At 58.7% G+C, this 12,270-nt stretch carries 9 protein-coding genes and 1 pseudogene; 7 read left to right on the top strand and 3 right to left on the bottom strand.

Annotated features, from left to right (window positions below; all coding sequences use genetic code 11):
* Nucleotides 1-295 precede the first annotated feature (295 nt).
* From kdsA to PZA18_RS25505, 6 genes and pseudogenes are all read left to right on the top strand, one after another.
* Nucleotides 296-1,138: a 3-deoxy-8-phosphooctulonate synthase gene (gene kdsA / locus PZA18_RS22745; protein ID WP_407951206.1), complete on the top strand. Its 843-nt coding sequence runs from the start codon at nt 296-298 to the stop codon at nt 1,136-1,138.
* Between the two features lie 457 nt (nt 1,139-1,595).
* Nucleotides 1,596-3,980, top strand: coding sequence for a phosphoketolase family protein (locus PZA18_RS22740; RefSeq protein WP_284103188.1), 2,385 nt, complete (start codon nt 1,596-1,598; stop codon nt 3,978-3,980).
* Between the two features lie 270 nt (nt 3,981-4,250).
* A complete protein-coding gene (locus PZA18_RS22735; RefSeq protein ID WP_284103187.1) occupies nt 4,251-5,918 on the top strand; it encodes an FAD-binding oxidoreductase in 1,668 nt (555 codons plus the stop codon).
* Between the two features lie 259 nt (nt 5,919-6,177).
* The gene (locus PZA18_RS22730) at nt 6,178-7,845 is read left to right on the top strand and encodes a glycerol-3-phosphate dehydrogenase/oxidase (RefSeq protein ID WP_284103186.1); all 1,668 of its coding nucleotides are present in this window, start codon (nt 6,178-6,180) and stop codon (nt 7,843-7,845) included.
* Between the two features lie 113 nt (nt 7,846-7,958).
* Entirely contained in the window at nt 7,959-9,518 is a 1,560-nt protein-coding gene (locus PZA18_RS22725; RefSeq protein ID WP_284103185.1) for an FGGY-family carbohydrate kinase, read from the top strand.
* A 21-nt stretch (nt 9,519-9,539) separates the two neighbouring features.
* Nucleotides 9,540-9,611: pseudogene (locus PZA18_RS25505) on the top strand (hypothetical protein); the annotation flags it as partial.
* A gap of 25 nt (nt 9,612-9,636) precedes the next feature.
* On the opposite strand, the gene PZA18_RS22720 reads toward PZA18_RS25505, so the two are convergent.
* The 3 genes from PZA18_RS22720 to PZA18_RS22710 form a co-directional block, all read right to left on the bottom strand.
* Nucleotides 9,637-9,879, bottom strand: a complete 243-nt coding sequence (locus PZA18_RS22720) for a hypothetical protein (protein WP_284103184.1) — start codon at nt 9,877-9,879, stop codon at nt 9,637-9,639.
* Nucleotides 9,851-10,441 (bottom strand): LexA family protein, encoded by a 591-nt coding sequence (locus tag PZA18_RS22715; RefSeq protein WP_284103183.1) that lies wholly within the window; start codon nt 10,439-10,441, stop codon nt 9,851-9,853. Before PZA18_RS22715 ends, PZA18_RS22720 begins: the two co-directional genes overlap by 29 nt.
* A gap of 103 nt (nt 10,442-10,544) precedes the next feature.
* Nucleotides 10,545-11,327 (bottom strand): substrate-binding periplasmic protein, encoded by a 783-nt coding sequence (locus tag PZA18_RS22710; protein ID WP_284103182.1) that lies wholly within the window; start codon nt 11,325-11,327, stop codon nt 10,545-10,547.
* 747 nt (nt 11,328-12,074) lie between these two features.
* Between PZA18_RS22710 and PZA18_RS22705 the strand changes: the two genes are divergently transcribed.
* The coding region (locus PZA18_RS22705) for a winged helix-turn-helix domain-containing protein (RefSeq protein WP_284103181.1) at nt 12,075-12,270 on the top strand (196 nt) is incomplete at its 3' end.

Below are 12,270 nucleotides of genomic sequence, written 5' to 3'. Positions count from 1 at the left end.
AGGGTAAGCGTGGTTTAGCGGGCTAAATAAGCGAACCCTAACAACGCCATGCCCCAAAAATCGACCCGGCCCGGAGGGTTTCGACGGATTTGGGCCTGCTGCGGTGTTGACTGCCAGGCTGTTGGCTTGCGATGCAAGCCTTACAGCCTGTGCGCCCAGACGGGAAATCGCGTGGCTTACCACTAAGCGGCGCGCTTTTCGCCTTGCATCAGGCCCAAATCCGACGAAACGCGATCCGGAAATAAAATGTCAACAGAGCCTAGCGCCACAACCAACAGGAGTCACCTTGACGACAATCACCATTACCCCGTCCATCCAGATTGGCAATCACCTCCCTTTCGTACTGTTTGGTGGCGTGAATGTGCTGGAATCGAAAGAGCTGGCACTACGCACTGCCGAAGAATTTGTGCGCGTCACCAGCAAGCTTGGCATTCCCTATATCTTCAAAGGCAGTTTTGACAAGGCCAACCGCTCGTCGATCCACTCCTACCGGGGGCCGGGCCTGGAAGAAGGCCTGCAGATACTGGAAGCCGTCAAGACAGCGTTTGGCGTGCCGGTCATTACCGATGTCCACGAGCCCTGGCAGGCTTCGCAGGTAGCGGAAGTGGTCGATGTCCTGCAACTGCCCGCCTTTCTGGCCCGCCAGACCGATCTGGTGGTCGCCCTGGCCAAAACCGGCCGTGTCATCAATATCAAGAAGCCACAGTTTCTGAGTCCTTCGCAGATGATCAACATCGTCGAGAAATTCCGCGAGGCCGGTAACGCACAGCTGATTCTTTGCGACCGTGGCAGCTGCTTTGGCTATGACAATCTGGTTGTCGATATGCTGGGCTTTGGCGTCATGAAGAAAACCTGCCACAACCTGCCCCTTATTTTCGACGTCACCCACTCCCTGCAGCAACGCGAGTCGGGCGCGGCCGCCTCGGGCGGACGGCGCGAGCAGGTTGCCGAACTGGCGCGTTCCGGCATGGCGCTGGGCTTGGCCGGCTTATTCCTCGAAGCCCACCCCAACCCGGCAGAAGCCAAGTGCGACGGGCCCAGCGCGCTGCCTTTGCACCAGCTGGAGCCCTTCCTGGCTCAACTCAAGGCTGTGGATGCGCTGGTCAAGTCGTTTCCGCCACTGCAGATCGAGGCATAAGCCCATCGGCGTGCCAGAAACGCTGGCAGCAGCCTCAAACAAGCCCCAGCCCCGGCCGGGGCTTGTTTTTTTATGGGCACTGAAAATGTAGTCGAATCACCTTGCGCAACATCAAGCAATCGGCAAGCACTTGGCTTTAGGTTCTGTTGACGTAAGGTTTGCAGATCGCGTTTCGCCGGAAAACGGCCTGGAACAAGGCGCAGAGCGTGACGCATAGTCATTCTATGCAAGCGCTCTGCAACGCAGGGCCAGGCCGTTTTCCGGCGAAACCCTCCGGGCCGGGTCGATTTTTGGGGCGAGGCGTCGTTAGGGTTCGCTCATTTAGCTCGCTAAACCGCGCTTACCCTGCCTAGCCCCGCCCCAAAACTCGGCCCGGCGCGACTGTAAACCTTACGTCAACAGAACCTAGGCTGGCTCCATTACGTTTGCGGTTGTAAACCGACGAGGTTTGAAACTCATGAATACCCACCCTGTTGCCCCCCACCCCCTGTCCACCCAGGAATTACACCTGATCGACGCCTACTGGCGCGCTGCCAACTATCTATCGGTTGGCCAGATCTACCTGTACGACAACCCCCTCCTGCACGAGCCGCTGACGCTGGCACACGTCAAACCGCGTCTGCTTGGCCACTGGGGAACCACGCCAGGGCTCAATTTCATTTACGCCCACATGAATCGCGCCATCAAACGTGACGAGCTGAACATGATCTTCATCGCCGGCCCTGGGCATGGTGGCCCGGCGGTGGTGGCCAACACCTATCTGGAAGGCACTTACAGCGAGTTTTATCCCGATGTCTCGCAAGACACTGCGGGCCTGAAAAAGCTGTTCAAGCAATTCTCTTTTCCTGGCGGCATACCCAGCCATGCCGCACCTGAAACACCCGGTTCGATCCACGAAGGCGGTGAGCTGGGCTATGCGGTCTCGCACGCCTTTGGCGCCGTTTTCGACAACCCGGATCTGATCGCCTGTTGTGTAGTCGGCGACGGCGAAGCCGAAACCGGTCCGCTGGCGGCAGCCTGGCATTCCAATAAATTCCTCAACCCGGTGCGCGATGGTGCCGTTCTGCCGATCCTGCATCTGAATGGCTACAAAATTGCCAATCCCACTGTGCTCGCCCGCATCAGCCACGAAGAGCTGGACAGCCTGTTCCGGGGTTACGGCTACACCCCGTATTTTGTGGAAGGCAGCGACCCCGCCCTGATGCACCAGCAGATGGCAGCCGTGGTCGATATGGCGATTGCCGACATCCGCCGCATTCAACAGCAGGCCCGTCAATCAGACACTGTCGAACGACCGCGCTGGCCCTTGATCATCCTGCGTTCTCCCAAGGGCTGGACCGGGCCCAAGGTCGTCGATGGCAAGCCGGCCGAAGGCAATTGGCGCTCGCACCAGGTACCCTTTTCGCAGCTCGCCAACTCACCCGCGCATCTGCAGCTGCTGGCAGACTGGCTGGCCAGTTACCGCCCTGACGAGCTGTTCGACGCAAATGGCCGCTTGCGTGCAGAAATCGCGGCCCTGGCCCCGCAAGGCACACGCCGCATGGGAGCCAACCCGCACGCCAATGGCGGGATACTGCTAAGGGATTTACGCCTGCCGGACTTTCGCGACTATGCCCTCTCAATCAGCCGTGCCGGCCAGATTGAAGCCGAAGCCACCCGCGCCATGGGCGTTTTCCTGCGCGATGTGATGCGCGCCAATCCCGACAACTTCCGCGTATTCGGCCCTGATGAAACCGCCTCGAACCGGCTGGGTGCGGTGCTGGAAGCCAGTGAGCGCACCTGGCTTGGCAACTTGCAGGAGGATGACGACCACCTGGGTGCCGATGGCCGGGTTATGGAGATTCTGTCCGAGCACACCTGTCAGGGGTGGCTGGAAGGCTATCTGCTAACCGGGCGGCACGGCTTCTTCTCGTGCTACGAGGCCTTCATTCATCTGGTGGACTCGATGTTCAACCAGCACGCCAAATGGTTGAAGACCACCCGCAGCGAGATCCCGTGGCGGCGACCGATTGCCTCGCTTAACTATTTGCTGACATCGCACGTCTGGCGCCAGGACCATAATGGCTTTTCCCACCAAGATCCGGGCTTCATCGATCATGTCGTCAACAAGAAAGCCGACGTGGTGCGTGTCTATCTGCCGCCCGATGCCAATAGCCTGTTAGCCGTTACTGATCGTTGCCTGAAGAGCCGGAATTGCGTGAACGTGGTCGTGGCAGGCAAACAGCCGGCGCCGCAATGGTTGAGCATGGACGCGGCCATCAAGCATTGCAGCCAGGGCATTGGCATGTGGGAATGGGCCTGCAACGACTTCGCCCCGGATGACACGCCACCCGATGTCGTCCTGGCGGCCTCTGGCGACGTCCCGACACTGGAAGTGCTGGCCGCTATCGACTTGCTGCGGCAAATTGCGCCAGACCTGCGCATCCGCATGGTCAATGTGGTTGATCTGATGACCCTGCAACCCGCATCCGAGCATCCGCACGGCCTCTCCGATCGTGATTTCGATGCGCTGTTCACCACCAGCCAGCCCATCATTTTTGCCTACCATGGCTACCCCTGGCTGATCCACCGCCTGACCTATCGACGCCGCAACCACGGCAATCTGCATGTGCGTGGCTACAAGGAGGAAGGGACCACCACCACCCCCTTCGACATGGTGGTCATGAACGACCTGGACCGCTTCCATCTGGTCATGGATGTTGCCGATCGCGTACCCGCCCTGCAGCACCGGGCCGCCCACATCAAGCAGGCCATGCGCGACCGCCTGGTCGAACACAAGGCGTATATCGAGCAATATGGTGAAGACATGCCCGCGATACGCGACTGGAAATGGCCATATTGATTCGACGCCCCGCCCGCCGGGCGGGCTTGCAGGCAGATCTCGTTCTACCTGGGTGCGGCTGACATGTTGTTTTCGGAGAAAATGTCAGCCGCGCCTTACGCCGCCATTCTTCCTCTCCCCGACAAATGATCAATTTGGCGTGAATTAACAACTCCACTGGCGCATCGGCGCACTGATATTGCCACGGGCACGCACTAGAATTCAGGCTCTGTTGACTGTTTTTGATTGGCGCTGCCCGTATTGGTGGCCCTTTGTACCAGGAGATGAACTATGCGCCGTTGGAACGGCTGGGGAGATACCAGCGTCGAGATGCCTCTGAATCAGGCAGCCCTGCATTTTCTGGCCGAACGGCTGGGCAGTGGTCATCCGGCCGGTGAGGTCACGCTGGAGTCCGTGTCACCCAAAGTGACGAACAGCCGCCTGCCCGCTCACCCCTTGGTCAAGACCGACGCTGGCGCTCGCATCATCGCGTCGCTCGGACAAAGCCTGCCGGACTGGCTGCGCATGAAATACGGCGAAATCGGCCCGGTGCCTGATGCAGTGGCGACTCCTACCTCTGGCGAGCAGGTCAGACAGTTGCTGGATTACGCCAATACCCAGCAGGCAGTGGTGATTCCTTACGGTGGAGGTACCAGCGTGGTCGGCCATCTGGCTTGCCCGCAAGGTGAAAAGCCCGTGCTCTGCATTGATCTTTCGCAATTGAATCAACTGACGCAGCTGAACCCGGAAAGTCGCCTGGCCACCTTCGGCGCCGGCGTGGTCGGCCCCAAGCTCGAAGAGCAGCTCAAGGCCAAAGGTTATACGCTCGGGCACTTTCCCCAGTCTTTTGAATATTCAACGCTCGGCGGCTGGGTCGTTACCCGCTCGTCTGGCCAACAATCCCGCAAATATGGCCGGATTGAACAGCTGTTTGCCGGCGGCAAGCTGGAAGCGCCGGTCGGCACCATCGACATCCCAACCTTCCCGGCCTCATCCGCCGGACCGGACCTACGCGAAATGATCATGGGTTCGGAAGGTCGCCTCGGCATCCTGACGGAAGCGACAGTCCGGGTCACGCCGCTGGCCGAGCATGAGTCCTTCCACGCCCTGTTCTTCCCGACCTGGTCAGCTGCCGAGGCAGCGGCTCGCGAGCTGGCGCAGTCAACCCTGCCCCTGTCGATGTTGCGGTTATCCAACGCGGTCGAGACCGAAACCAATCTGATTCTGGCTGGCCATGCCAAGCTGATTGCCTGGCTGAACCGCTATCTGGGATGGCGGGGCTGCAATGAAGGCAAGTGCCTGTTGATGATCGGTGTCACTGGTCCGCTGGTCGAGTGCCGCCATGCTCTTCGCAGCACCCGCGCCATCAGCAGCAAATATGGCGGTGTCTACATTGGTACCAAATTGGGCGATCGCTGGGCGCAAAACCGCTTCCGTGGGCCGTATCTACGCAATACCCTCTGGCAGCACGGCTATGCCGTGGATACCGTGGAAACCGCCGCTGACTGGCCACGTATCACCCCGCTGATGCAGGCGATGGAAGCCGCCGCCCATGCTGCATTTGCCCAGCACGGCGAAAAGGTACACGCCTTCACCCACCTGTCTCACTTGTACCCACAAGGTTCCAGCGTGTATTCGACCTTCGTCTACCGGGTAGCACCGGGTGGTTACGCCGAGAATCTGCAGCGCTGGAAGACATTCAAGCAAGCCGTTTCGGAAGCCATTGTCAAAGGGGGAGGCACCATCAGCCACCAGCACGGCGTCGGCAAGGATCACGCCCCCTATCTGGCGGCCGAGAAAGGACCACTGGGCATCGGAGCCATCCAGACCCTGGCGCACTATTTCGACCCGCAAGGCATGATGAACCCCGGCAAGCTGCTAGGTTCTGTTGACGTCAGGTTTGCAGATCGCGTCTCGCCGGGAAACGGCCTGGAACAAGGCGTAGAACGTGACGAATAGGCATTCTATGCAAGCGCTCTGCAACGCAGGGCCAGACCGTTTTCCGGCGAAACCCTTCGTCCCCGCAAGGGGTATGCCGTGGCTGTCAGCCGCTTTGCGGCAACAGCCACGCTAGGCCGATGTCGAGTTTTGGGGCGAGGCATGCTAAGCGCGGTTTAGCGAGCTAAATAAGCGAACCCTACCGACGCCACTCCCCAAAAATCGACCCGGCGCGACGGTAAACCTTACGTCAACAGAACCTTAAGAGTTAGGCCAAACCATGTCAGATGTACGCCCGTCACCCTACTGGCAAGCAGGTGGCCGCACAGCGGCCCTCGAACGACTGACTGAACACTGGGATTTGATCGTGATTGGTGGTGGCATCAGCGGCGCAGGCGTGTTGCTCGAAGCAGCACGCCAAGGCTGGCGCTGCCTGTTGGTGGAACAGCGTGATTTTGCCTGGGGTACCTCCAGCCGTTCGTCCAAACTCGTGCATGGCGGCCTGCGCTACCTGAAAGAAGGCCAGTTCCGGTTGACCCTGCATTCGGTACGTGAGCGGCAAAAGCTTTTACGTGACGGCGAAGGGTTGATCGAGCCCCAACGTTTTCTCTTTCCCGATCGGGAAGGCTGTCGCCCGCCACGCTGGCAGCTCGGCATCGGCCTTGCCGTCTATGACTGGATGGCTCGCACCCGTACCCGCCGGCATCACCCTCTGGCGGAGATGCAAGAAATGGCGCCGGGCCTGGATACAACCGGCTTGCGAGGCGGCATGTCGTACCTCGATGCCAAAACCGACGATGCCCGCCTGGTTTTGCGCGTGTTGCAGGAAGCCATGCAGGCCGGTGGCCTTGCCATCAATTACTTGCCGGCCGCCAGCCTTGTTGTACAGGATGGCCAGGTCATTGGCCTGCATCTGGTCGATGCCCTCACCAGCACGCCCTATGTGGTGCGTGCGAAATCCGTCATCAGCGCCACCGGCGTCTGGGCAGATCGGTTGCGGCGCGAGGTAGGCGGCACTGCCAAACTACGGCCTTTACGCGGCAGCCACCTGATGATCGCCGCCGAGCGTCTGCCCGTCAGTGCAGCCGTCAGCTTCAGCCATCCATTTGATGGCAGGCCGGTTTTCCTCTACCCCTGGGAAGGCGTCACCCTGGTTGGCACCACCGATGTCGATCACGCCGAAAGCCTCGATAGCGATGCGGCAATCACCCCGGAGGAAACGGCTTACCTGATGGCCGCCCTCCACGCTCAGTTTCCCGCCCTGGCGCTGGACTACGATGACGTACTGGCCACCTATGCGGGCGTTCGGCCGGTAGTGGATAGTGGCGAGACCGATCCTTCCAAGGCGGGGCGCGAGCACATCGTACTCAACGAGAATGGTCTGATAACCCTGACTGGCGGCAAGCTCACCACCTTCCTGCCCATGGCGCATGATGCACTGGCGCTTGCGGCAGCACAGGCAGGAAAACCTTGGCAGAAACCGGCGGGATCGGTGTTTTCCAGCCCACCGCGCCTGCCCGCCGGCCTGAGCCACCTGCAACGGCAACGCCTGGGTGGGCGCTATGGCGCCATAACCGATACCGTGCTGGCCGCTGCCAAGCCACAAGAGCTGGAGCTGATCCCCGGCACTCAGACTTCGTGGCTGGAGCTACGCTGGGCCGCCAGAGCGGAAGCCGTTACCCGGCTCGAAGACCTGCTGCTGCGGCGCTGCCGACTGGGCATCCTGCTACGTGAAGGAGGTCTGGCCCACATCGCCCGTATCCGCAGCATTTGTCAGCCCGAGCTGGGTTGGGATGATGCGCGCTGGGAATCGGAAGAATCGGCCTACCGCGAGCTGATTGCCCGTAGCTATTCGCTACCACCAGCCTCGCACTTGCTGGACTGGCACACCTATCTGCAGCCGCCCGCTGCCCTAGCCGGCGATGCAGAAACGCCACCGCAGAACTAAGGCCCATGGCAGCTCACGCACAAACGGCGCACTGCCATGATGCCAGGACAAGCTGGCAAGCCCGCGCGCAGGCAGCAGCGCCAATCCAACCCACCCACCCGTGAAATTGCGTCATGTCTGAATACTTGCTCGCTATCGATAACGGCACACAGAGTGTCCGCGCTGTCTTGTTTGACGCCAGAGGCCATCTGGTGGACAAGGTACAGGTGCCACTCGAAGCGTATTTTTCTGATCAGCCGGGCTGGGCCGAGCATCATCCCGATGACTACTGGCGCTCGCTGTGCCTGGCCTGTCAGCGTCTGTGGGCAAATACCAGCGTACCCAAAGCGGCGATTCGTGGGGTGACGATCACCACGCAGCGGGCCACCATGATCAATCTGGATCGTCACGGCCAGCCGCTTCGGCCGGCCATTGTCTGGCTCGACCAGCGACGCTGCGACGAAACGCCTAAGCTCGACTGGTGGTGGCGTACGGCGTTCAAACTGATCGGCATGGAAGACACCATCCGCTTTTTCATGCGGGAAGCCGAAGCCAACTGGATCAAGACCTATCAACCCGATGTATGGGAAAAGACCGACAAATACCTGATGCTGTCTGGCTACCTGCTCTACCGAATGGGCGGCCGCTTTGTGGATTCGATCGGCAGCCAGGTTGGCTACCTGCCTTTCGATTACAAGCGTCGCGCCTGGGCGCCGCGCCACGACTGGAAATGGCAAGCCCTCCCCGTTCGCCCCGAAATGCTGCCTGAACTGGTGGAGCCCGGTACGGTCATTGGCGAAGTCACGGCAGAAGCCGCACGCGATACCGGCATTCCGCAGGGATTGCCGATTGTCGCCTCAGCGGCCGACAAGGCCTGCGAAGTCATCGGCGCCGGCTGCCTGGAGCCGCATATCGGATGCCTGTCATACGGCACGGCAGCCACCATCAACACCACAACGCGTCGCTACGTCGAAACCACCCCCTTCATCCCGCCCTACCCGGCCGCAGCGCCAGGACGCTACAGCACAGAAATCCAGATTACCCGTGGCTTCTGGATGGTCAGCTGGTTCAAAGAGCAGTTTGGTCATTACGAGCAACAACTGGCAGCAGAACGAGGCGTCGCGCCGGAGTCGCTATTCGACAATCTCGTCAACTCGGTGCCTCCCGGCTCGATGGGCCTGATGCTGCAGCCGTTCTGGAACCCCGGCATCAAGGTGCCAGGGCCGGAGGCTAAGGGCGCGGTAATTGGCTTTGGCGATGTTCACACCCGGGCGCACTTTTATCGCGCCATTCTGGAAGGTCTGGCCTACGCCCTGCGTGATGGCAAGGAGCGTATTGAAAAACGTAGCGGCACTGCCATCACCCGTATGCGGGTGGCCGGTGGTGGCTCCCAATCTGATGCCGCCATGCAGCTGACGGCCGACATATTCGGCCTGGAAACCGAGCGTCCGCACGTCTACGAAGCCTCGGCGCTGGGTGCGGCCATCAATACCGCTGTCGGATTGAAACTACACCCCGACTTTGAAACAGCGGTACGGGAAATGACGCGAGTCGGCCGTCGCTTCGAGCCGAATCCGGTCAGCCAACGCACCTACGACGATCTCTACCGGCGGGTCTATCGCAAGATGTACGATCGCCTGCAGCCACTTTACCGCGAAATTCAGGACATCACGGGCTACCCGAAGCTCGACTGAACACACGCAGCACCCGGTTCGGGGCAAGTCCATCGAAGCCCAGGCGCCAACCGAGGCTCCCCGCAGCGGCTTGTTAGCACACTGGATATTTGAGGCACCCTAGCGACGGCGCGCTGGTTTACTCAGTCCCCCGCTCGCGCTGACACTGGCGGCCCAAGCCAATCCGCGCAGTCGCTACGGCGGTTGGCCATGCTGGAGGCGGGTCGGCCATCCGGCAATCTGGCGTTGCAATGGGCAACCACTCCTGCCCGGCTACCCGCTGCGCTGAAGGTACTGCCGTCAGCGCAGCTAACTGGGCTGCGGTCGGGTAAAGCATGGCAAAGAACATGGCTTCAGTGCCGATATTTGCGCACAAGGCCAACCATGACGCCAAATATCTCCAGCGCACCACGCGGCCGGATTACCGGATAGGCCGGATTGGCAGGCATCAGTACGTATTCGCCACGCTCTTTCCCGAGGGTCTTCAGGGTAAATTCATTATCCACAATCGCCACCACGATATCGCCCAGCGATGCCGTATGGCGACGCTCGACCACCGCGATATCTCCCGGCTGAATACCGGCGTCTATCATCGAATCGCCTTTGACTGGAATCAGCACTGTGCTGGAGGGCTTTTCGATCAGATAGTCGTCCAGAGCCAGGCCGTCAGTCCCGACATCATTGGCCGCTACCGGCAAGCCGGCAGGCACGGGATGCTCCGATAGCGGCCGTTCAAAAAATTGGCGGGTGGGTATCCATTGGCCGTCGGGCGCTCGTTCGAGGTAGCCCTGATTTTGCAGGCGAGTCAGCAGTTTGCCGACCGCAGATTTGGCCGCCATGCCCAGCAGCAAGCCCATGCGGGCGTACGAAGGCAATGAGCGGTATTCAGAGTAGTAGTCTTGCAGTTTGCCAAGGTACTCGGCATCGCGTGTAGGTTCTGTCATACAGCCTCGAAAAGAGTACGTTCGTCCTCGAATCCTAGAGAACGAACGTCCCCCAGTCAATATTTGGCTGAAAATTGATTTATTTGGGCGACATTTTCCCGGCCTATTTGGCGTCGCTGCGCCCCGCCAGTTTCAACCAGCTTTTCAAATCATGACCCGTATGCTGGCGGTAGATCCGATCAATATCACCACGTCGAAACAGGCTCTTTATCTCGTTTTCAAGTTGCTCGGCCTCATGGGCCCGGTTTGGCGCCAGCACCGAAACCTGCGGCATCAATACCACCAATGGCCGCAATACTTTTAGTTTGAGATTGAGCGAGGTGATTTTGCGCTCAGCCCACATCAGGTCGAGAAAAGTTGCATCAATGCGCTGGTGATGAATGAGTTTGAGATTCTCTTCCGGACCGGGCGCCAGAATCTCTTTCCAGTCTCGAAAACTGGCAATCGGTTCAGGCATTTCATAGCCATTTACCCGACCAACCTGAAAGCCGGAAAACTGCTGGATATCCCGATACTGATCCAGCGGTGCTGAATTGTGCACCACCGCAGCGACCATCCAGTATTCAGTGGATGTCGCCACGCGGGGTAATCCCGGCATTTCATCCGGATTGGCAAATAATTTGATATCCCGTTTACCCGCTTCGACTTCCTTGACGCAACGCGCATAGGGCATCGCCTGAAAATCCAGACGCCAGCCTTTCCCTTCTGCCGCCTTGCGCAGAATATCAACGCTGATTCCCTGAATTTTGTGGTCGGGGCCGATATATGCATAGGGCTCCCACTCTTCAAAGCAGACCCTGAACAGACTGGAACCGGCGTGTGCCGACGATCCCAGCCCTAGCGCCAGCCCTCCGATTAGGCACGCGCGTTTTAACCCCCCAATCATATTGCCACCTGTCTTTGGTATTTTGTCTCTTGCCACAAGCATAAACGAAGAGCCGCGTTTATGGCGCAGCTCTTCGTTTTCACACGTAATACGACTGGCAGATTGATTGAAATTGGAATGCGAAGCGCTCAGATTGGCAGAGTTACTTTCAACGATCCAGGCGGATAACGATGAAGCACGCCGATTGCCGCTCCCTGTCTTGGATGCCCAGCCTTGCATCTGAGCAACGATAAGATTCATGGCAAATGCATAAGATGGATAGCGTGACGTTTACCCCAAACACCGCCAATTAACCATTCGTACAAGCCGCTTGTATAGTCCTAACCACACAGGCAGATTTTAAATGAAACTATTTGAGGAGAGAGCCTTTCTACGCCACGATGAATTCGCCATCAATCATGCCAGACTCAATCAAATTTAACCTGTAACGACAATTTTCAGCACGCACCAAAATTCAAAAATACTTTCCCAGATTAATACTCCCACCAACCCCGCCTGCTGCGCCATTAAGCAAGCACTAAACACAACTAATCGAACACTAACGTTATTTAATATCAATAGCTTATTTCAACAAAAAGGCACGTAGCGGCTTGATCACTTGCCATGGCGACTCCTCCTTTCCAGTGCCTGCGCTCAAAGATTTCTTAACCCGTCATTAATCTTTTCATAAAATATAAATATATTCACAAATTGTTATTTTCTGTACAATCACCCGCCCAAAATTCAAAGCTGTCCTTTAAATCAGAGATGCTATACCAGTACCGCTTTGGCTCAACGCTATTTGATGAATCGACCGGAGAACTGACCATCAATGGTCTGTCTGTCGATATTCAGCCGCAATCTGCCCGCATTCTCGGCATTCTGCTGAAGCATCGTGGCGAGGTTGTCACCCGCAAGGCACTGGAGGAGCAGGTCTGGCAAGGACGGTTTGTCGGCGAGAATG

The sequence above is a fragment of the Parachitinimonas caeni genome (assembly GCF_030129945.1).
Classification (GTDB): Bacteria; Pseudomonadota; Gammaproteobacteria; order Burkholderiales; family Chitinimonadaceae; genus Parachitinimonas; species Parachitinimonas caeni.
This window is presented reverse-complemented; position numbering and strand designations above follow the sequence as displayed.